Source organism: Eubacterium callanderi, assembly GCF_900142645.1.
Classification (GTDB): Bacteria; Bacillota; Clostridia; order Eubacteriales; family Eubacteriaceae; genus Eubacterium; species Eubacterium callanderi.
On the sequence record NZ_FRBP01000001.1, the window covers coordinates 319,496 to 336,549 of the forward strand.

Annotated in this window: 33 protein-coding genes; 2 read left to right on the top strand and 31 right to left on the bottom strand. The window is 41.2% G+C overall.

Translation table 11 applies throughout. The annotated features are described in order from the left end of the window. Window positions 1–10: 10 nt before the first annotated feature. From BUC22_RS01555 to BUC22_RS01685, 26 genes are all read right to left on the bottom strand, one after another. Window positions 11–337, bottom strand: a complete 327-nt coding sequence (locus tag BUC22_RS01555; protein WP_073382006.1) for a phage head closure protein — start codon at window positions 335–337, stop codon at window positions 11–13. Further along, window positions 322–612, bottom strand: a complete 291-nt coding sequence (locus BUC22_RS01560) for a head-tail connector protein (protein WP_013381399.1) — start codon at window positions 610–612, stop codon at window positions 322–324. Before BUC22_RS01560 ends, BUC22_RS01555 begins: the two co-directional genes overlap by 16 nt. 11 nt (window positions 613–623) lie before the next feature. Next, entirely contained in the window at window positions 624–2,036 is a 1,413-nt protein-coding gene (locus BUC22_RS01565; RefSeq protein WP_073382009.1) for a phage major capsid protein, read from the bottom strand. Between the two features lie 9 nt (window positions 2,037–2,045). Beyond that, a complete protein-coding gene (locus BUC22_RS01570) occupies window positions 2,046–2,696 on the bottom strand; it encodes an HK97 family phage prohead protease (protein WP_073382010.1) in 651 nt (216 codons plus the stop codon). Next, a complete protein-coding gene (locus BUC22_RS01575; protein ID WP_073382013.1) occupies window positions 2,683–3,942 on the bottom strand; it encodes a phage portal protein in 1,260 nt (419 codons plus the stop codon). The genes BUC22_RS01570 and BUC22_RS01575 overlap by 14 nt, the downstream gene beginning before the upstream one ends. A 2-nt stretch (window positions 3,943–3,944) precedes the next feature. Continuing rightward, window positions 3,945–4,130: a hypothetical protein gene (locus tag BUC22_RS01580; protein WP_073382016.1), complete on the bottom strand. Its 186-nt coding sequence runs from the start codon at window positions 4,128–4,130 to the stop codon at window positions 3,945–3,947. Between the two features lie 4 nt (window positions 4,131–4,134). Beyond that, window positions 4,135–5,760, bottom strand: coding sequence for a terminase large subunit (locus BUC22_RS01585; RefSeq protein WP_073382018.1), 1,626 nt, complete (start codon window positions 5,758–5,760; stop codon window positions 4,135–4,137). Further along, window positions 5,750–6,133, bottom strand: a complete 384-nt coding sequence (locus tag BUC22_RS01590; protein WP_073382021.1) for a phage terminase small subunit P27 family — start codon at window positions 6,131–6,133, stop codon at window positions 5,750–5,752. Before BUC22_RS01590 ends, BUC22_RS01585 begins: the two co-directional genes overlap by 11 nt. A gap of 84 nt (window positions 6,134–6,217) precedes the next feature. Beyond that, window positions 6,218–6,670, bottom strand: a complete 453-nt coding sequence (locus BUC22_RS01595; RefSeq protein ID WP_073382023.1) for a hypothetical protein — start codon at window positions 6,668–6,670, stop codon at window positions 6,218–6,220. Window positions 6,671–6,902: 232 nt separating this feature from the next. Then, window positions 6,903–7,319, bottom strand: a complete 417-nt coding sequence (locus BUC22_RS01600) for a hypothetical protein (protein ID WP_073382026.1) — start codon at window positions 7,317–7,319, stop codon at window positions 6,903–6,905. Window positions 7,320–7,334: 15 nt separating this feature from the next. Then, window positions 7,335–7,610 carry a DUF3850 domain-containing protein gene (locus BUC22_RS01605; protein ID WP_073382028.1) on the bottom strand — a complete coding sequence of 92 codons (276 nt, stop codon included), beginning with the start codon at window positions 7,608–7,610 and terminating at the stop codon, window positions 7,335–7,337. 19 nt (window positions 7,611–7,629) lie between these two features. Then, entirely contained in the window at window positions 7,630–7,827 is a 198-nt protein-coding gene (locus BUC22_RS01610) for a hypothetical protein (RefSeq protein WP_073382031.1), read from the bottom strand. Beyond that, entirely contained in the window at window positions 7,820–8,062 is a 243-nt protein-coding gene (locus BUC22_RS01615) for a hypothetical protein (protein ID WP_013381410.1), read from the bottom strand. Before BUC22_RS01615 ends, BUC22_RS01610 begins: the two co-directional genes overlap by 8 nt. A gap of 339 nt (window positions 8,063–8,401) precedes the next feature. Then, window positions 8,402–9,019 carry an AP2 domain-containing protein gene (locus tag BUC22_RS01625; protein ID WP_073382037.1) on the bottom strand — a complete coding sequence of 206 codons (618 nt, stop codon included), beginning with the start codon at window positions 9,017–9,019 and terminating at the stop codon, window positions 8,402–8,404. Then, a complete protein-coding gene (locus BUC22_RS01630) occupies window positions 9,016–9,483 on the bottom strand; it encodes a hypothetical protein (RefSeq protein ID WP_143163922.1) in 468 nt (155 codons plus the stop codon). The genes BUC22_RS01625 and BUC22_RS01630 overlap by 4 nt, the downstream gene beginning before the upstream one ends. Before the next feature lie 209 nt (window positions 9,484–9,692). Further along, on the bottom strand, window positions 9,693–9,983 hold the full coding sequence (locus BUC22_RS01635; RefSeq protein WP_143163923.1) for a hypothetical protein: 291 nt from the start codon (window positions 9,981–9,983) through the stop codon (window positions 9,693–9,695). Between the two features lie 10 nt (window positions 9,984–9,993). Beyond that, the gene (locus BUC22_RS01640; RefSeq protein WP_159435594.1) at window positions 9,994–10,590 is read right to left on the bottom strand and encodes a Holliday junction resolvase RecU; all 597 of its coding nucleotides are present in this window, start codon (window positions 10,588–10,590) and stop codon (window positions 9,994–9,996) included. Further along, window positions 10,571–10,789, bottom strand: coding sequence for a hypothetical protein (locus BUC22_RS01645; RefSeq protein WP_073382049.1), 219 nt, complete (start codon window positions 10,787–10,789; stop codon window positions 10,571–10,573). Before BUC22_RS01645 ends, BUC22_RS01640 begins: the two co-directional genes overlap by 20 nt. Next, window positions 10,786–10,965 carry a hypothetical protein gene (locus tag BUC22_RS01650; RefSeq protein WP_073382051.1) on the bottom strand — a complete coding sequence of 60 codons (180 nt, stop codon included), beginning with the start codon at window positions 10,963–10,965 and terminating at the stop codon, window positions 10,786–10,788. The genes BUC22_RS01645 and BUC22_RS01650 overlap by 4 nt, the downstream gene beginning before the upstream one ends. Window positions 10,966–10,993: 28 nt before the next feature. After that, window positions 10,994–11,944 carry a phosphoadenosine phosphosulfate reductase family protein gene (locus tag BUC22_RS01655; RefSeq protein ID WP_242946552.1) on the bottom strand — a complete coding sequence of 317 codons (951 nt, stop codon included), beginning with the start codon at window positions 11,942–11,944 and terminating at the stop codon, window positions 10,994–10,996. After that, the gene (locus BUC22_RS01660) at window positions 11,941–12,315 is read right to left on the bottom strand and encodes a hypothetical protein (RefSeq protein WP_073382053.1); all 375 of its coding nucleotides are present in this window, start codon (window positions 12,313–12,315) and stop codon (window positions 11,941–11,943) included. Before BUC22_RS01660 ends, BUC22_RS01655 begins: the two co-directional genes overlap by 4 nt. 15 nt (window positions 12,316–12,330) lie before the next feature. After that, window positions 12,331–13,050 (bottom strand): rolling circle replication-associated protein, encoded by a 720-nt coding sequence (locus tag BUC22_RS01665; protein ID WP_073382056.1) that lies wholly within the window; start codon window positions 13,048–13,050, stop codon window positions 12,331–12,333. 302 nt (window positions 13,051–13,352) lie between these two features. Beyond that, window positions 13,353–13,598: a hypothetical protein gene (locus BUC22_RS01670; protein WP_013381422.1), complete on the bottom strand. Its 246-nt coding sequence runs from the start codon at window positions 13,596–13,598 to the stop codon at window positions 13,353–13,355. After that, window positions 13,588–13,806: a hypothetical protein gene (locus BUC22_RS01675; RefSeq protein ID WP_073382058.1), complete on the bottom strand. Its 219-nt coding sequence runs from the start codon at window positions 13,804–13,806 to the stop codon at window positions 13,588–13,590. The genes BUC22_RS01670 and BUC22_RS01675 overlap by 11 nt, the downstream gene beginning before the upstream one ends. Before the next feature lie 330 nt (window positions 13,807–14,136). Then, on the bottom strand, window positions 14,137–14,550 hold the full coding sequence (locus tag BUC22_RS01680; protein ID WP_073382061.1) for a hypothetical protein: 414 nt from the start codon (window positions 14,548–14,550) through the stop codon (window positions 14,137–14,139). A gap of 13 nt (window positions 14,551–14,563) precedes the next feature. Further along, window positions 14,564–14,899: a MerR family transcriptional regulator gene (locus tag BUC22_RS01685; RefSeq protein WP_073382063.1), complete on the bottom strand. Its 336-nt coding sequence runs from the start codon at window positions 14,897–14,899 to the stop codon at window positions 14,564–14,566. A gap of 100 nt (window positions 14,900–14,999) precedes the next feature. Between BUC22_RS01685 and BUC22_RS01690 the strand changes: the two genes are divergently transcribed. Continuing rightward, window positions 15,000–15,182, top strand: coding sequence for a hypothetical protein (locus tag BUC22_RS01690; RefSeq protein ID WP_073382065.1), 183 nt, complete (start codon window positions 15,000–15,002; stop codon window positions 15,180–15,182). A 2-nt stretch (window positions 15,183–15,184) separates the two neighbouring features. Here BUC22_RS01690 and BUC22_RS01695 read toward each other — a convergent pair whose 3' ends face one another. The 3 genes from BUC22_RS01695 to BUC22_RS01705 are packed head-to-tail and all read right to left on the bottom strand — an operon-like array spanning window position 15,185 to window position 16,011. Beyond that, the gene (locus BUC22_RS01695; RefSeq protein ID WP_073382067.1) at window positions 15,185–15,397 is read right to left on the bottom strand and encodes a hypothetical protein; all 213 of its coding nucleotides are present in this window, start codon (window positions 15,395–15,397) and stop codon (window positions 15,185–15,187) included. Window positions 15,398–15,431: 34 nt separating this feature from the next. Beyond that, window positions 15,432–15,731, bottom strand: coding sequence for a hypothetical protein (locus tag BUC22_RS01700; protein WP_073382070.1), 300 nt, complete (start codon window positions 15,729–15,731; stop codon window positions 15,432–15,434). A 55-nt stretch (window positions 15,732–15,786) separates the two neighbouring features. Then, window positions 15,787–16,011 (bottom strand): hypothetical protein, encoded by a 225-nt coding sequence (locus tag BUC22_RS01705; protein ID WP_073382072.1) that lies wholly within the window; start codon window positions 16,009–16,011, stop codon window positions 15,787–15,789. 76 nt (window positions 16,012–16,087) lie between these two features. Between BUC22_RS01705 and BUC22_RS01710 the strand changes: the two genes are divergently transcribed. Continuing rightward, complete coding sequence (locus BUC22_RS01710) at window positions 16,088–16,558, top strand: DUF2321 domain-containing protein (RefSeq protein WP_073382075.1); 471 nt, start codon at window positions 16,088–16,090, stop codon at window positions 16,556–16,558. On the opposite strand, the gene BUC22_RS21640 is transcribed toward BUC22_RS01710, so the two are convergent. Further along, window positions 16,538–16,714 carry a hypothetical protein gene (locus tag BUC22_RS21640; RefSeq protein ID WP_159435596.1) on the bottom strand — a complete coding sequence of 59 codons (177 nt, stop codon included), beginning with the start codon at window positions 16,712–16,714 and terminating at the stop codon, window positions 16,538–16,540. The two genes, BUC22_RS01710 and BUC22_RS21640, sit on opposite strands and share 21 nt — an antisense overlap. 10 nt (window positions 16,715–16,724) lie before the next feature. After that, complete coding sequence (locus tag BUC22_RS01715; protein ID WP_159435597.1) at window positions 16,725–16,940, bottom strand: helix-turn-helix transcriptional regulator; 216 nt, start codon at window positions 16,938–16,940, stop codon at window positions 16,725–16,727. Window positions 16,941–17,054: the final 114 nt, after the last annotated feature.

Genomic DNA, 17,054 nt, shown 5'->3' on the forward strand with positions numbered 1-17,054 from the left:
GTGATCCGCATCACGTCACCGCCTTACAACGGATTTCCACCCATTTTTTGGTATTCTTGGCAAAATCCACGTCATAAATTTTGTATTCCTGATCTTTAAACAGCACCTTAAAGCCTTTAAAATTCCACATTTTTTCCATCATTTTGCAATACCGCACCTTAAATAAAAGCGTATTTTCCAGTTCGGCATTGATGGCATTATACCGCTCAGCCCCTTTCAGGCTGAGCGGTTCGGCCCACGGTTCACGAAAGAGCTTGTCCGGCTGCTTTACAGGCCGGCCTTTTTCCAGTTTGTCTGGCTGCTCCTGCATGATTTTTATTTTTACATATCCTCCCATGCTGCCGCCTCCAATATCTCAAAAATTGTGGTTACGATTGTGGACTTCTTAGTATCGGCTGGCACCTCTACCGCCCGATTTTCGTACATATCGTTAATGATTTTCTTTTGCACCAGTTCGGCCACGGGCGTATACTCCGGCTTGTCTTTAAAGGCCATTCCTACCGTTTTTGTGATATATAAATCTGAAACGGTAATCAACTCCTCTAAAAATTTGTCGTCGTCTGAAAAATCAATTTTCAGGTATTCTTTAATTTGTTCCTTGGTTACGCCCATGCGCTACCCCCTTAAGCCTTTGCGGTTACCGTGGTTTTTCCTGCCTTGACACAACGTTTATCTGCGTTGACCTCTGCAATACAAATCACATTGCCAGTAGTAGCGGTAATGTCGGCGGCACCGTCCCAATCCGTCCAGCTGGTCAGATCAGCGGCCACTAATGGCATGTCTACTTTATCGGCAGTCTTGTATTTATAGGCGTTTCCGGTTGCTTTTTCCGGTGATACAGTCACCTTTGTCTTTCCGGCTGCGCTTCCTGCTGCACTCACAACGGTCAGGCCGGACGCGTCAACGTCGGGCGCGCCGGCTTTCGGTGTAAACTCAATTTTCTTGCAGGCGCGGTTATCCAGTTTCTGTACGTCAAAGCGTTCCAGCACTCGAATGGCCGTCTGATTATAGGCAAATAACACTTCTTTTGAGGTCGCAACTTCATAACCTTTACGGTCAAAGAATTTAATCAGCGCCCACAAGTTGACAACATAGAACACCACTTTGCCAGCGGTCGCCGGCAGGTCAGCATCATCCAGTGTTACAAGGGGTTTTCCGTTGAAAATGTCTTGTCCGTTTACATTGGTAACAAGGTTTAAATCCCTTCCTAAAGCGTCTTTTTTACTTTTCAGGTAAACATAGCCGGATAAGTTTGTTAAAACGACAATACCAGCTCGCAGGCTTGGCAAAACTGCGTTCATGGCGTTTTCTACATCGGTATATTCTTCTGCGCCCTCTACCTCGGTCGCTTCGGCCTTGACAATATCTAAAATCGCGTCATTCTCCGTTAAAACGGACGCTTCGGCAAATTCTGGCTTTACAATATTCTGGATAATTCCGACCACTTCATCATCGGTCAAGCTGTTTTCAACCGTTAATAATTTTCCATAATCATCCACGCTGTAATTAATATTTTCTGTTCCAATGTTTCCTTCTGGAATCTTTTCACCGGATGTTAAATTGCTTAATTTGTTGTTTCCGATCTTTGCAAAGGGCATTTTTCCGTTATGCTTAGTCACGGAAATAACATGGCAATAGGGTTTCAGCGCCGGGAATCCTTTACGCAGTAATTGCAGGTCATTAATAAAATCCTCTGGCAGCACCGCGCCATTATCGGCCAATGTGACCAGCGCCCTTTCTTCCTCGGTTGTTGGACGGTTTAACAAGATTTTCGCAATTGCTCGGTATTCTGGTACATCATCCGTTTTACGGTTTTGGTTTGCTAAATAGCGGTGTTCCATGTCCGCAACTTCCCGCTCTCTCTTGTCCGCCTCCCTGATCAAATCATCAAGGGCCTGCATTTCATTGTTGAGCAAATCAATCTCGGCGTTAATGCTTCTTAATTCCTCGGCGGTTTCAACGCTTTTCGCGCGGGTTGCTAACTTTTCTTTTTGTTCTTTTTTTGCATTGTAAATTTTTAATAATTTATCTTTCATTGATACACCTCATAATTTTAATAATATTTCTGTTTTTAATTTTTCAACTTCCAGCTTTTTCCGATGTTCGGTATTACTGCCCTTTTTCTGGGCTTCTATGTATTCTTTCCGGCTTCTACAGTCAATTTCACTGGAATTATAGGCCGGAAATGTACAGGGGCTTACCTCAATCAAATCGGCTTTCATGATGGTTCTTTTGTCCATCATTTTTCCCATGTATTCCACCTTTTCCCAATGGTTTTCACGGCAGATAAAGCCAAAAGAGCTACCGGTTACGTCACGGCGCTTCACGCTCTCAAAAGCATCATTCCCCCAGGTATTGGCCGGCAAGTCTGTTTCATATTCCAGGCCTTCCTGATTGTCCAAAAACCGCAGTGTACCGGCCACGGTTGAGCCTAACGGCTTGCCTTGGTCATGGTTCCACAGGGCTTTCTTTTCGTTTTCCCTTCGTTCGCTGCCTTGCAGCGATTCATCAAACGCGCCGGCGGCAATTTCCTCTAACCATTCATCCCCCCAGCAATCCCGTATAAGGGTTGGCTGGTTATATCTTACGGCAAAGCCGCCAATGGTCATTTTACCGGGTTCGTTTTCGGTTCCATCTGCCCGGACTTCCAGACCGGAACAAAGGTATTCCCTTTTTTCTTCGTTAGGTATTCCCATTTTTCTTGTCGTCCTCCTTTCCAATATCATTAATTTTCAGTACGCCTGAATTGACAATCAATTCATCGGCGCCGGGCTTGGCTTTGTACTGTGTCATGCGGCGGGCCTCGTTCGGCGTATAGATACCGGCAGCCACATATTTTGTCAGAATATTGGCTTGCGCCTCGGCGGTCGTCCTTAACATGACGTTGGTGTTAAACCTGAATTTAAGCCCTTTTCGGCGCTGTTCCGGGCTTAGCAGCTTCCAGTTTAGTTCCTGTTCGTTTCCCTCAAATAAAATAAGCAGCGTATCGACTAAAAATGATAACTGCTGCTGTTCCAAACTGTTATTATTGGTGTCTTTCAGGTCGTTTAACTGGTACATCTTTATGCCAAAGCTTGAAGCGATCTGGCTTATGGTCATGCGCCGCACCTGTTCAAACTGGGCATCGGATAAAGAAATGTTTAATGGGCTTATGGTGTAGCCTGCTGGCACCGTAAAAATACGTCCGCTGCTTGAAAAAATGCGCTCAAATTTCTGCTGCATTTTCTTCAAGTTCTTTTCTTCCCGCATGTCTGACGTTAACTGTACCACGGCCTTATTGGTCAAACCGCTGCCGTAAAGCTCGTTTAAGTATTTCTGGCTTTTTAAACCGGTATTTACCACACTTTTAACCATATACCGGTTTGGCTTGGCGTTTAATCCGTCCTGCGTAAAGGACTTTAGGTGTAAAATATCCTCATACCGGCAGTATTCCATGTCATTGCTGCCCACACTGGAAAATTCAACCATGACCGGATTGACCATTTCGCTTTTACACAATCCGGCATCGTCAATGATTAACCTGTGTAACCGGATAGGCCAAAGGTTTAAGACCTCCTCTCTATGGTTTCGTTCGATCAACGCGCAGCCGTGGCCGGTATGGTGCCGGTTCACTTCGATGGCTTTCCAAAAATCAATGGCGGTCATATAGGGGTTTGGCCGCAGGGCGACCTTTTCATACAGCGGTTCGCTCTCTGCCCTCTCATCCCCTTCGGCGGTTTCCTGCGTCAGATAACACGGGATTTTTGCCACGGATTCAGCCAGTATTTTTATACAGGTAAAATAAGTGGCTTCCTTTAAGGCGCTTTCATCGGCATAACCCTGCGCGTCGATCCCAAAAGCTTTTAACATGGCAGCCTCAACGTTGCTATAGCTGCTTTCCTCGTTTTTATTTTCCTCGACGGTTACGGTTGTTTCCCGCTTTTCAAAGAGTTTACTAATCACATTTATTCACTCCCTCCTTTCTTGGCGCTGGCAATGCTTACCCCTTCAAGAAAAAAGAATACTGCGGCCAGGTATCCGGCCAGATAGATATTCAGCGCCGCCGTGGTCACCACGGCAATTAAAAACGCAACAATGAAGAAAAGTTCTGCATTGTTGCGCTTAAGCCATTGTCTAATTTTTTTTAACATTTAATCACTCTCTTTCAAGGTTTTCCAGTGCGTCAAATGGGTCGTAGTGCATCACGCCGTTGGCATCGACGCAAAGGCACAGCCCCATCAGCATGGCAATAATACCGTCGATAATAAAACGGCTCTTTTTCTTACTGTATTTTACGTTTTTGGCATCGTCAAAGACCGCAATACAATTCTTTGCCATGGTACGAAAACAGTCATTTTCTGCGATTATCAGGCGTTCATCTATCAGAAAGCACTCGAAATCGTTGATTATCGGTGTCATGGTCTGCATTCCCTGCCCCATTGGCACAATGTCCCATTTTTCTTCAAGGCGGTTCATAATTGTGGGCGATCCCCAGCGGTCAAAACCTGTTTCCTGAAAATCAGCTTCCAGTTCAATCTCATAGATATAATCCAGAAAGGTTTCAAAATTAATATATTTTCCCTCTAAGGCGATCAAATCGCCGTCTTTTATCCATTTGCTATAAGGGTTCTTGTCCTGTTCTTCCCGCTGGATAACCGTATCTTTTGGGGTGAATAGATGGGGATAGATGATAAACTTGTCGCTTAATTCATCATAGAATACCTGAACAAAGGCGGTTATATCGTGGCGGGAACTCAGGTCAAGACCGTTCCATGATTGCAGTCCTTTAAGGCTGTTATAATCAATCTCACGGGTGCAGGCATCCCATAAATCCATGTTAATGGCACCGGCTTCACCACTTAAGGCTACATGCTGGTTTAAGAACATGCGGCGAAACATATTTTCTTGGTAAGGCATCAGCTTGGCTTTATTTGCCATGACCTCAATGTCTTTTCGGCTTCTGAATACGTCGATTCCGGGGTTTGCCTTTTCCCACTGCCTTTGGTCTGTGATTTCGCAGCCCTTGTCTGCCTCGTAAATTCTGTAATAAAAGGTTGGATCATCCGCGCCGGTTTCCTGTATGGTTTTACATCGGCTGTAAATCTGTGTTTCCAGATTAAGGGGATCTTCCCCGCTGGACGCGGTTGTGATGGTGATCAACAAAGGATCATCCCACGCGCCTTGACCGGTGCCGATTTTCCCGTACATTTCATCGCTTTTTGCCTCGTGGATTTCATCCAGGCATCCCACATAAACGCTGTAGCTGTCGGCTCCGCTGGCATCGCTGGACAATACCACTAATTGGTTTCGGTTATCCTTGCGCTCGATCAAGCGCCGGCTGGGCACGATTTTACAATATTTTTTAAGCGTTTTGTTGGTTTCGATGAAATAGGACACCGTTTTATAAAGCTCGCCGGCCTGCTTTACATCATTGGCCGTTAAAACAAAAAGCGCGCCCCTGATTTTCGGTTGACAGAAAAAAAGATAGGTGATGATAATGGCAATAATAAAGGACTTTCCATTTTTTCGGGCAACGTTGATATGCACTTCTCTGTGTTTTCTCAGCCCTGTTTCACGCTCTTTCACGCATAAAATTTCGCAGACAATTTCAAATTGAAAGGGCATTACCTCAAAACGTGAGCTGGTGCCTTTATCGTTTCTCAGTTTCCCGATAAACTTAAATATCTTTTCTGCCTCGGCTTCATCGAAAAAATAGGCTTCATCCTCCCACTTATCTTTCAGGGCTTCAATACAATGCTGCACCCACTTTTTAAGCATCATGGGCGATCATGTCCTCTAATTCATCGTCGTAATTTTCATCAATTAGAACCATTTTTTGTTTGTTCATACGCGATCTTGAAGCTGGGGTAAGCCCTAATTCTTTAGCGGCTGCCAACATACGCTCCTGCGCTTTATTGGCAATGGCGACTTCTGGCCGCTGCTGTATATAGCCGTTTGGCGTTTCAAAAGTGAAGCCCTTAGAATCCAGTAAAGCCTCGCATTTCTGCCACTTTGCATAATTTACGCAATAGGTTTCAAGGGTCTTTAAATCCTTGTCCTCAATCTCTTTATTTTCTTCGATTATTAATTTCACGACGCGCCGCCACTCTTTTTTTGCAGTGTCATTAATCCATGTCGGCGCTGTTTTTTTCATTTTTACCCCCCCTTACCCTAAAATTTTGCTCGCACGTTCACAGAACATTGGAGAGAGCGACCGTGGAAAATGGACAAAAGTTTTTCATACCCCCACCCTGAATTCCTCATAAAAGCGCAATATCATCTCATATAAAAGCCTCTGCACCTGCTTTTTGCTTTTCTTATATTTTTCGTGTATTAATTGGTGGTTGCTTTCTGTTAGATAGATAATGTTGTTCACATCCAGCGCCTTTGACCAGTCCTCTTTAAGCTCTACAATGTGATGGGCTGTGTAACCTTCTGCGATTCTGCCGGTTGTATAGTATTCGTAAATGTCCATACCAAAGTAAAAGACAATGGCAGACTGTCGGCAGCATTCCCATTGCTCGGACTTGTAGAAGTGCTGTTCCTTCTGGTCGTTGCGCTGCTGCTTATACTTCCGGTTCCTTCTCCTGTTATCCTGTTGCTTTACCTTGGCATGTTTCTCACAATACTGTATATTCTCTGGCAGCAGCACCCGGCATCCCGTATAACTGCAATACTTCTTTACTGGCATCTTATTACCTGCATTAAAAAAGCGCCCTTGTTCCGGCGCTCCTCTAATCCTGACTGATCCTGTATTCTCTTACCTTTTATCACAGTACAAATAATAACACGGTATTTCCAAACTGTCTGTGTTGTAAAATTGTGCTGTCATAATGTGCTATGAAATTGTGCTATAAAAATGTGCTGTCAAAGTGTGCTATGAAAATGTGTTGTCAAAATGTGCTATTGTATACAATCTTATCCTATCCGGAAATATGCCTTACATAATCGTGGCTGTATCCCAGCGTGTCCGCTATCTCATTCAGGGTAAAACCTACAACGGTTTGTAAATAAAATATCTTATCCTCTGTGGAAAGCCAACTTTCTTTTGCACTCTCTGTCGCCTGCTCAATCTCCTGCTCTGCCTGTTGTATTTCTCCCTCGACAATAACTATCTGGTTCAGTACCTCGGCCAGTTCGGTTAAGATGCTTTCTGCTTCCCGGTGTCCTCCACTGCCTTTTATATTGTCACAGTCAAAGAAGCTGTGTATTGTACTGCCCATTGTTGGCGTGCCCTCCCATTTCAGATAGGCCGCCCGGCGTTTAAGGGTTCTATGTTTTCTGTTCAAGTCATTCAGCTTTTGCTTTAGTGTTCTCGGTTCTCTCTCTGTTTGCTCCACGGCGGCCACCTCCATTTAAATTACTATATAACCATAATCTTGGTATAAATTTACTATTAACTTTATACCTAGGATTACATAACCTTCCTTGCAATATTCTCTATCATCCAAAATATAATTAATCTTACAAACAACGCAGCGCCTTGTTTCCTTTCCTTTTCTGTCGATTTCATTTATTCCTAAAAAATCTCCTACTTTAAAGTTCCTATCACTTTTTCTTACTTCAAATTCTTTATTTTGATTTACTATTTGTTCATAATAATTGCTTTTGCATTTTACTTGATGAATCATATTTTCCTCTCAAATTAAATTATTGCATAAATGAAGCGCCGCATTTCTTACACACCGCCCAAACATGGCCGTTAAACGCGCTTTTCCCGGCCAGCATATCTTTTCCGCAAATTGGGCATTGTACTGTTTTACTCTCTCCGCTGCTAAGCTCTGCGTCTATCTGTGCCGCCACTTTCAAAATTTTCTTAGTATGATCCTGTATTTTTTGATCAATCATTTTCTTTATTTCTTAATGGTTTCACACTCGATACCACCATAGTATTTAACTTCTTAAAAGCCTTGTTCACGATATTCTCTTGTAAGATGCCGTTCAACAAACAATAGTTTAATCCAAATCTTACTTTTTCATAAATATCATGTTTTTCTAATGTATAGCCCTGTTTATTTAACTGTTTCTCAATATCCGGGCAAAGAACGCCATACGCTATTCCAATTTCTTTTTTATTTTCCATTTTCCTTTTTCTCCTGTCTTAGCTTACAATCCATACATTTAGAGATTATCCGGCCTTTTATGTTGGAATACCCCTTACACTTTCCGGCCTGCTGGTGCGGCCATTTCTTCCCATTTACCAAAGCCCGCTTAATAACAGTGCAGTTCTGTAATGTTCTTTCGGCCATTTCTTTACCCCTGTTTTTTAAATAAACACCGGTTTGCCTTAACCGGCTTTCCTTCATGGCATTGTAAAAGCCCGTACTCTCTGCATGTGCAGCGCCCAACTGTATCGCGTCCCAAACACTGGCAGTAACCGCAGAACCGGCCTAAATACCGGTTCTGTCCTGCTGCCTTTCCACTACTCCTGTTCTGTGTACTCTGCATCTTCGGCCTCGATCTGCTTCATATTTACCTGTCCTGGTATGCTTTTGTCCATGATGGACGGTTCTAAGGTTTCTATATCATATGTGGTGCTTTTGGCGGTTTCCGGTGACAGCTTTGTTTTTAGCGCATAACTTATAGAAATATCGCTTCGGCCATTTTCTGGCTTCACATCCACAATAATTTGTATCTGCCTTGCCCCCTCATCGGTCATCGGGTTTTTAATATTTTTAAGAACTTCCACTAACTGGCTCTGAAACATCTGATTTAAGGTCTTTTCGCCGTACCCATTATCTTTTCCAATATCGTTCAGTGACATGTTCATTTCTCTATATCCTCCATTTGCTGTTAATAAATTTTTTCTTACAAAATCTTCCCATTGCTGTATATTGTTTTTATGGATGATGCTTAATACATATTCTTTATTGACTTCTGCTGTCCGTCTGGCCTTTTCTGCCTCCAGCTTGCTATCAAACCGGCGCTTGATTTTTTTGCCTTTAATCCAGATGGCCGCCACCCATTTTTGGCGGCCTCGTTCATAGTAAACGCCCTCTACTTGGCTCTTTGGTGTATTACTGCTTTTTTCGGCTGTCAAGGTGTTGCCTCCTTCAATCGCTTTGCTCCAACATACTGCCCATAAGACAGGTTGTGCTCTCTGGCTGCTTTTTCCACTTGCTGCACTTCCTTGGTTGTTAATCTTGGCTCTGGCTGCTTAAACTGCTGGTAATTGCGCCCGTGGTAACCGGCCCGGCACTCAGCAGAACAAAACACTTGTCTTTGTGTTCCTTTAAATTTTTCTCCACAAAACAGACAGGTCTTTTCTGTTTTTTCTACATGCTGTTTTACACGATTTTTTTCTATTCTGCATTCGCTTGAACAGTATTTTATACCTTCTGTCCCTAAAAACTTTTTTCCGCAGAAAGCGCATGTTTTTTCAATTTTTTCTCCATATTGCTTTATTCTGTTTCTCTCCATTCGACAAGCCTTTGAACAATATTTTATGCCTCGGCTCGTTTTTGTTTCAAATTCCTTTCCACAGATTTGACACTTTCTAATCACTTTTGGCCTCCTACAATTCGTATGTACATTCATTGCATTTATATACTCTGTAATGCCCTTTTACCAGCCTTTTCTTTAACGGCTGCTTATATCTCCTGCACATGTAACTTTCCGGCTTAAATCCGGGTTCTGCGAAAATAGTAAAGCGCCTGTATGGGCAATCACTTGTACAATACTTATTTTTAAAATCTGGCTTCATACTACCCTCATTAATAAACTTCTATTTTCAACTGTCCTTCTAAAGGTTTTTCCAGTTTCTTTTTTTTGCCCCGGTTTTCCAATTTAACAACATTTCTGCCTTTATAGGGCGCATCCGGATATAGTCCGCAAGCCGGATATGTCGCTTTCCAGTCTGTCCCTTCTCCGTGAGAATCTCCGTATACCTCGCATTTTTGATATACATTGCTGTATTGTTTTAGGTAAAAATGCCCACAATCCTTGCAGAAACCAGTTTTTTTTCCAAACAAATTATGCATTAACTCAATTTTTCGGTGCATCATTTTACCCCTTTTATCCTAAAAATCGGATCACCTCGTTATACTGCACCCTGAATGGTTCCAGTTCCTCCGGTGTCATGTGTTTATGTCCAAAATTTCTTTGCATATCAGCCCATACAGGCCACGGAACGCAGTAAAACGCCTGTAGGTTTAAAGACACAAGTACAAAGGAGACAGCGCCCATTTCATGGAATTGCTGTAGTATTTCTTCCTGCTGGTCGGTCAACCTGCTTTTGGCGATTCTGCCGCTCTCGCTGTTCTTTGCTTCAAAGACAATTGCTTTCCCGTTTCTCAGGCAGCCCTTATAATCCGGCTGCGCCTTTTTTTCAAAACACGCTTGAAAGCGTCCGGCCCTGTCCACCTTTCCCAAAACGCGTACCGGTTCCGGTGTCTTGTGGATGATTGCTTTTCCATGTCTTGCATAATACTGGCAGGCAGCATCTATCAACTGTTCCAGCATTTTGCCAGCGCTCCTGTTTGCTTTTCCCTGCAATACCCTTCTGGTTTTCTCCTGCTCACGCTCTTTGTCTACCTTAACGGCTGCTGTTCCCCCGGTCTGATCCGGGTAATGCTCGGTGTAATATGCCTCGTTATAAATTGTTTTGCTCACTGCCATCCTCCTGATCTGTCTGTTTCCATCCTACTTCCCACTTGTTACCTTCTTTATCGGTTAATTCGTACTTATCGGCCCATATGAAATGTAAATCTTCATCCAAAAATTTTACGGGTTTTTCGGTTATTTTTTCCACTTTAACGGCCTCTGGGTATTCCCGCTTCATGATTGCCTTTACTTCCTCTACTGTTTTCATTCTTTTAGTTTCCTCCCGGATAAAAATAAATCTAAGTCCTCTGTACAGTTTTCACATAACACTAAAAATTCAATCCCGCCTTTTGGTTCTCCGTTCTTCCAGTTAATTATTTTTACGATTGCGCCGTTTTTGTTCACCGGCACACCGCAGCGCCTACAAATTTTTTCTTTTTTCATTTTTTCCTTTCTAATATGGAACACCGATCTAATATGGAACACCGATATAATCCAAAACAGCGCCACACCCTAGCTTATTGATGCAATAGTCGTACTGCTTTGGATGCGTGATTCGCATTCTCTGGAACCGGTTCGGTTCATTTTCCAGATGGACGCCAAACATGCAGAACATGCAGCCGGTATGATCACAGCCCGTTGTGTAGAGATTTTTTTGCAAAAATTGCATTGTTTCTTGCTGTTGTTCCCGTATTTCCCCATAAACGGAACAGTAGGGTATGCCCGTTATTTTCAAGTACCTTAAGATGTCTTGTTCAGTCCAGAAGCTTAGGGGCTTGCATTGCGGATCATCCGCTGAAAAAGCATTACATCCCGTTTTAAGCCAGTTTATCTTCCTGAACGAACTATCTTCCGCCATTGTTCCGATAATTGGCTTTTTACCAGTTTCCTTACCAAACCTTTTTAATGGAGCCTTTTTCATATAATCACAACATTCCTCAGACGCTCTATAATCGCTATCTATAAACTTCAACCACCTTTTGGCAAGTTTGAAGTTTTTGCTTCGAGTTCCATCTCTTTTAATCCCAGTGCGGTACAATCGTACCGTCACTTTATTTCTATCTGTCGGATTCTGGCACGTACGGAGCATACGTGCGATTTTCTTGCTTCCAATGGGATACCCTTTTTCCGTTAGCACCTCATGGAACGTCTTTTCTGGTCTGATCTTTGTCACATTGCTGTGGCTTAACGCAAATTTTCTTACTTCAGGATATTCCAGCCCTGTATCACAGAAAACCGCTTCGATGTCTGGATAGACGCGCCGAGCCAGATCTAAAAGCACCGTGCTGTCCTTTCCTCCACTAAAACTTATATAGACTCGACCGCCCCAGTGCTGGTACCATTTCATAATATGCGATTGTGAGACCCGGATTTTTCTTTCTAGCGGCCATGCCTGCATTATTTTCAAATCTTCGTTGGTCACTTTATTAACTCCAATTCCATTATGTCATCTGGTATTAATAACCAGTTTCCCCATACCTGTTTCAAATTCTGCGTTTCTAACAGCCAGCTATTACAATTCACTTTAAGCTCCTGCATGGCGTTCTGGTCAATCGAATCATTAAGTGATCTCCCATTTTTGTTTAATTGCTCCTCTACATATGCTTTCTTGCTGTTATGCGCTGGTATTTTTGTTTTTATCTCCATAAAGGTTCCTACGCTTAATAAAATCCAAACTATGCCAATAGCCGCAGAAAGAACACCAATTGTTGCACATCCTGTATTCCAAAATTTTCTTGTTAACAATATAAATCCTACTGCTATTAAAAAAACTGCTAAAATTAATCCGTACATTTTTGTTCTCCTTTTCTACTCTACTTTTCGCATACTATAGAACTGGTAAATATATCCGGTGTCGCCCTGCTCACACTGGTAAAAACTATCTTTTTCCAACATATAGCCTTTAAAGGGCTTTGGTGCCTTTGACCAGCTTTCCCTTTTTACGATCTTCTTTTTAACCACTGGCTTTTTTAAATTCCTGCTCGCATTCCAGCGCTGTTTAAACGGCGCGTCTGGCTCCCTGAAGCTTTTTTCCGTTTCTTTTATAAGGTATTCCGCAAGGTCTTTGTACTGGCCCGTACTGTCCAACTGTACATACTTTGGCCGTCCATATTGCCATAGCCTGTTAATCTCCTTTGCCGGCACTGTATTATTTATAATTAAATGGTGATGGATGGCCGTATTTTTATACTCGGTCACCGAAATATATTTAAGCTCTGCCCCATGCTTTTTATAAAGTGCTCTGAGCTTTCGCATAAATTTTTCTAGGGCCTTTCTAGCCTCCCCCGGCGGCAGGCGGTCTTGTTTTCTGTAGGTTAAAATCAGATGATGGTCACCTTCCCCAAAATTGGTGTTGATGATCTGCGTTAGCTTTCTTTCTGCCCGCCGTTTATTGCGCTCCTGCTGCTGTTCTGTTGTTGTCTGCTCTTTTGGCCTCCTTAATCTTTTCCGGCTGCTCTTTGCTGCCCCTTTCTTTTTTTCTACTTCTATCACTTTTCCACAATAGGTTATTTGCTGTTCATAACTCATTGATAGCTCCCTCCGTTATGTCGGTAAGTTAATCCCTTGATCAAGCTTAAAAGCCTGAATTTAAGCCGTTTCTCGCTTGCCTATTATGTGTAAAAATGCTATAATAGATACAAGCGATTTGCTTAAACGACCGTCGGCTTGCAGGCTACAAAACGGTCGTTTTTTATTTGTATTTTTCCTTTATTTTTTCTAATCGCTGCTGTCTCTGTTTCTGGATGGCGTGAGCGCATTTTGGACAGATATAATATTTTTGCCGGTTGAACACTGACACGTTCCAAAGCTTCCCGCATTTTTCACATTGCTTATATTCTGGTTCCACTTTCACGCTGCCGCCGCTTCCACTGCTTCCACATTCGATATTTTTTTAATGCGAGGTGCACACAATACCGTAAACAGATAAAAAAAATAAAGGCATAGCAGCATAGCAGACTACCCGTAAATGCAAAGAAAATAATTTTTCCTGCCATTGTTAAGCCATCCGCGATACGCCCGATCAAAATAATAAAGGCGATTGCCATATAACCAACATCAATATTTTCATATCCCATTTTTATGCTCCTTTTCCTTGCTGTATTCCTCTAATCGTGCGTTATAAAGGGCCGTGTACACAATTGCTCCCATAATCAGGCACAGAAGCCACCACGGGGAACATGTCCACATGCCGGTGTCCATATAGGTGTAAAAACTTAAGATTCCGGTTAAAATAAAAAACGAGATAAAACAAAATACGGCATCCTTAATCAGTTGTGCTTTCATTTGAATTGCTCCTGTAAAATTGGCCGGGTATGTCTGCCCCCGGCCTTGGCAAAATAGTGTATCCCTTGCGCTTGTGCCACTCCACAAGCCTTTCTTTGTTTGTTTAGTTTTTAAAGAGTTTTAATAATTCATATGGAAAGTATCTTTAGAAAAAAAGTATTCTATGGCGGCCTGTCGATTCGGCGCTTAAAGGCCATTCCCTTTAATTTTGCGCCGCTTTTCTGTGTTGCTTTTACAAACGCCGGCACCGGATCAGGCTTACATGTCCACTTTTTAAATTTATGGTACAGACTTAAGCAGTGTAAGAAAATACTACGTGCTGCACTCATGCTATTTTTTGTCCTTGTGCTTTTTTTCTATTTCCCTTAATTCTGCTTTGCTCATTTCAAAAAGCCTTGAAAATTCCTGTTCAATATTACTTTTCGGTTCATTAGCTTCTTTTTCCATTTCCTCCAGACTTTTGTCAAAAACTCCGATAGTAACACAAAGACCAGCCTGCGCTTTTTTCAGTTCGTCCTCTAACTCGTTTTTTTCATCAACAAGTGTAGAAGCCTTTAAATCAGCCTCATGTTTTTCATGAAACAGCTCTGCCAGCGCATCCTCTGCTATATGCTTTTGATCAACTTCATGCCTCAATTCATCATCTAAATAAAGCATACGGTTCATTAATTCAATTTCCACACTGTCAAAGTTTTCGCTTTTTACTATTTTATAAAGTATTTTCCTTTCGACTTCTGTTAACATTTCTTTTTCCTTTCTATCCTTTTGATTTAACGGCATTTAAGTAAATCGGCTTTCCTGCGTTTTCTCTAACCCATTCTTTTAAGCCATCCCTTGAAAAAAACATCCGGCTTCCCTTTTTTTCTTCTGTAATGACTGGAAAACCTTCTATTTCCCTGCCAAACTGGTAAAGCTTACTTGTGGTAAGCCCTGTAAATTCTGCGGCTTCGTCCACATCAAGGACTAAGCCATACTTTTTTTCTTGTTCCTTTGCTTGGTTAAGCTTTTTAAGCTCTGCCAAAATTGAAACCATAATATTTTTCATTTCAATATTTTCTAAATTTTCGGTTTGTTGGATTAGTGCTAATTCCATGCTTACACCTCCTATCCGTCTTTTTGTTTCGCTTATAATGTGCTATACTTTCCTTATCAGCGTTACCCCGCTGAAATTATTGAAAGGAGCTACATACCACATGGATTCTGATAAACTGGCCCATGTTTTATCATTGTTTTATTTAGATAAAACTTGGGATGTTTCTTCTTTAACTCCTTCTGAATTAACTGATAAATACTTTAATGTATTATCAGAAATAGAAAAGAATATAGAAGAACGTAATAACGCAATAGCTTCTGACCTGGCTGATTCAATGCTTTAAATTTAAACCTTTGTTAGAACTGGCAGTAATTCGTCTGCCAGTTCTAACGCTTTGTGCGCTTGTTCTACACACAGTCCTTTTTCACTACTTCTTTTTTGCAATACTACTATAATTTCTAAGGCCATTTCGATGTCATCATTGGTTGTTACTCTTTCAAACTCTCTTTTTAATTTAAGTTTCTTTTTAGCAATTTCGACTTTATTCTTTTCTGCCATCCTCTACCCTCCTGAATTTTGTTTTCCATTCCAACTATTCAAAGTCTACTTCTTTGAAGCAGATGACAATAACATCCTCGTCAGTATCGTTCATGTGCACAATGTGAAAATCAATCAATTTAATTTCAAAGCTGTTGTTAAGGTCTTTCATCAAAAATTCTTTCATATTCCTGAAAGTTTCTACCTCCCCGCACTTCATTTCCACCAATTTTATTTTCATCTCTGTCATTTCATTTTCAACAATTTGTTGCATCAGACTAATTTTTAAATCCCCAATTGTCATTCTGTAATGTTTCTGCCGTTCTTCCGTGTATCCATATTGTGTAAACTTCATTATTATTTCCTCCTAGCTGGCTTTTTGTTATGAAAGCTAAATTTCCTGATTACTTTTAAGACGATGATTTCAGAAAAGCTTCTAATTGCTGGTCAATGAAACCATTTATTTCTTGTTTCATTGACTGTGCTTTGCTTCTTAAAAGTTTCTCTTGATGCTCCATTTTATATTTTTCAATATTTTCATGTCTTATTTTTGTATCAAGGTCTATAAAGGCTCTTGTAATATCTTTTCTAATGTCATTAAGCGTAATCCGATTAAATTCTTCGTCTACTTTCATCCTCTACCTCCTAACTGGCTTTTTGTTTCGTCTATAATGTGCTATACTTTATAAAAAATCGAAAGTGTGATAAAAAATGAACTATTACCATAATGCCTTAATCTGCGAAAACGGACACATCTTAAGCCCAACGATTGACCTGAAAACTAATTTTGATTCTCCTTTTTGTACTGAGTGTGGCGCTAGAACTATTTCTAAATGTCCCCACTGTGAAGCTGAAATCCGCGGTGTCAGTTATGATAGCTTGGACTTTTATTATTCTCTACCATCCTATTGCCATAATTGTGGCAAACCTTATCCTTGGACAGAATCAGCGTTAAAAGTTGCTGCATTGCTAATACAAGAAGATGAAAATCTTGACAATGAACAAAAGCAGACTTTACAAGACTGTTTACCTGATCTAATCACTGAAACCCCTTCAACTAATCTCGCTGTGGTACGACTTAAAAAGGCTCTTAAAAAGGTTGGTAAATTTACCGGAGAAGGCTTGCTTCAATTTGTAAATGATTTTTGCTGTCAATTGGCTTTAAAGCTTCTGGGACTTTGACTTCTTTGTCAAAAGCAAATTGTAGCCCGGACACTTTTCAAAACCACAATCATAATTTTCTTTTTTCTTAACCCAACAAAATTGGCATGTTGGGTTAATTTTTTTTCCTGTTTTAGGATCAAAATTTTTATTCTTTTTTTCTTGGGTTTTTTCCATCCTCTACCTCCTAACTGGCTCTTGGTTCTTGATTATCAATTCCTAATAAGTAATCAATACTTTTGTCAAACATAAATGCCATTTTTTTAAGTGCTGTTGATGGAATCGGCGTTTTTCCATCAATCCAGTTATAATAAGTTTTTAGTGTAATATCTAGCTTTTCTGAAAGCTGCTCTTTTGTTAGTTCATTCCTTACACGCTCAGCTTCAATATTGTTATAGCGCAACTTCATCACCTCCGTTACTCGTTTTGTGAATTTCTAAAATCATTATATTCCCGTTTTGTAAATTTGTCAATACTCATTTTGTAATTTTTTTCACATTTTGTGTAATTAGATATT

What these genes read in the sequence shown, in the direction of transcription:
- BUC22_RS01555 (WP_073382006.1), bottom strand. Translation starts at nt 337, where the DNA reads ATGGGAGGATATGTAAAAATAAAAATCATGCAGGAGCAGCCAGACAAA.
- BUC22_RS01560 (WP_013381399.1), bottom strand. Translation starts at nt 612, where the DNA reads ATGGGCGTAACCAAGGAACAAATTAAAGAATACCTGAAAATTGATTTT.
- BUC22_RS01565 (WP_073382009.1), bottom strand. Translation starts at nt 2,036, where the DNA reads ATGAAAGATAAATTATTAAAAATTTACAATGCAAAAAAAGAACAAAAA.
- BUC22_RS01570 (WP_073382010.1), bottom strand. Translation starts at nt 2,696, where the DNA reads ATGGGAATACCTAACGAAGAAAAAAGGGAATACCTTTGTTCCGGTCTG.
- BUC22_RS01580 (WP_073382016.1), bottom strand. Translation starts at nt 4,130, where the DNA reads ATGTTAAAAAAAATTAGACAATGGCTTAAGCGCAACAATGCAGAACTT.
- BUC22_RS01585 (WP_073382018.1), bottom strand. Translation starts at nt 5,760, where the DNA reads ATGATGCTTAAAAAGTGGGTGCAGCATTGTATTGAAGCCCTGAAAGAT.
- BUC22_RS01590 (WP_073382021.1), bottom strand. Translation starts at nt 6,133, where the DNA reads ATGAAAAAAACAGCGCCGACATGGATTAATGACACTGCAAAAAAAGAG.
- BUC22_RS01595 (WP_073382023.1), bottom strand. Translation starts at nt 6,670, where the DNA reads ATGCCAGTAAAGAAGTATTGCAGTTATACGGGATGCCGGGTGCTGCTG.
- BUC22_RS01605 (WP_073382028.1), bottom strand. Translation starts at nt 7,610, where the DNA reads ATGATTCATCAAGTAAAATGCAAAAGCAATTATTATGAACAAATAGTA.
- BUC22_RS01610 (WP_073382031.1), bottom strand. Translation starts at nt 7,827, where the DNA reads ATGATTGATCAAAAAATACAGGATCATACTAAGAAAATTTTGAAAGTG.
- BUC22_RS01615 (WP_013381410.1), bottom strand. Translation starts at nt 8,062, where the DNA reads ATGGAAAATAAAAAAGAAATTGGAATAGCGTATGGCGTTCTTTGCCCG.
- BUC22_RS01635 (WP_143163923.1), bottom strand. Translation starts at nt 9,983, where the DNA reads ATGATGCACCGAAAAATTGAGTTAATGCATAATTTGTTTGGAAAAAAA.
- BUC22_RS01645 (WP_073382049.1), bottom strand. Translation starts at nt 10,789, where the DNA reads ATGAAAACAGTAGAGGAAGTAAAGGCAATCATGAAGCGGGAATACCCA.
- BUC22_RS01650 (WP_073382051.1), bottom strand. Translation starts at nt 10,965, where the DNA reads ATGAAAAAAGAAAAAATTTGTAGGCGCTGCGGTGTGCCGGTGAACAAA.
- BUC22_RS01660 (WP_073382053.1), bottom strand. Translation starts at nt 12,315, where the DNA reads ATGTACGGATTAATTTTAGCAGTTTTTTTAATAGCAGTAGGATTTATA.
- BUC22_RS01665 (WP_073382056.1), bottom strand. Translation starts at nt 13,050, where the DNA reads ATGAGTTATGAACAGCAAATAACCTATTGTGGAAAAGTGATAGAAGTA.
- BUC22_RS01670 (WP_013381422.1), bottom strand. Translation starts at nt 13,598, where the DNA reads ATGGGATATGAAAATATTGATGTTGGTTATATGGCAATCGCCTTTATT.
- BUC22_RS01675 (WP_073382058.1), bottom strand. Translation starts at nt 13,806, where the DNA reads ATGAAAGCACAACTGATTAAGGATGCCGTATTTTGTTTTATCTCGTTT.
- BUC22_RS01680 (WP_073382061.1), bottom strand. Translation starts at nt 14,550, where the DNA reads ATGTTAACAGAAGTCGAAAGGAAAATACTTTATAAAATAGTAAAAAGC.
- BUC22_RS01685 (WP_073382063.1), bottom strand. Translation starts at nt 14,899, where the DNA reads ATGGAATTAGCACTAATCCAACAAACCGAAAATTTAGAAAATATTGAA.
- BUC22_RS01690 (WP_073382065.1), top strand. Translation starts at nt 15,000, where the DNA reads ATGGATTCTGATAAACTGGCCCATGTTTTATCATTGTTTTATTTAGAT.
- BUC22_RS01695 (WP_073382067.1), bottom strand. Translation starts at nt 15,397, where the DNA reads ATGGCAGAAAAGAATAAAGTCGAAATTGCTAAAAAGAAACTTAAATTA.
- BUC22_RS01700 (WP_073382070.1), bottom strand. Translation starts at nt 15,731, where the DNA reads ATGAAGTTTACACAATATGGATACACGGAAGAACGGCAGAAACATTAC.
- BUC22_RS01705 (WP_073382072.1), bottom strand. Translation starts at nt 16,011, where the DNA reads ATGAAAGTAGACGAAGAATTTAATCGGATTACGCTTAATGACATTAGA.
- BUC22_RS01710 (WP_073382075.1), top strand. Translation starts at nt 16,088, where the DNA reads ATGAACTATTACCATAATGCCTTAATCTGCGAAAACGGACACATCTTA.
- BUC22_RS21640 (WP_159435596.1), bottom strand. Translation starts at nt 16,714, where the DNA reads ATGGAAAAAACCCAAGAAAAAAAGAATAAAAATTTTGATCCTAAAACA.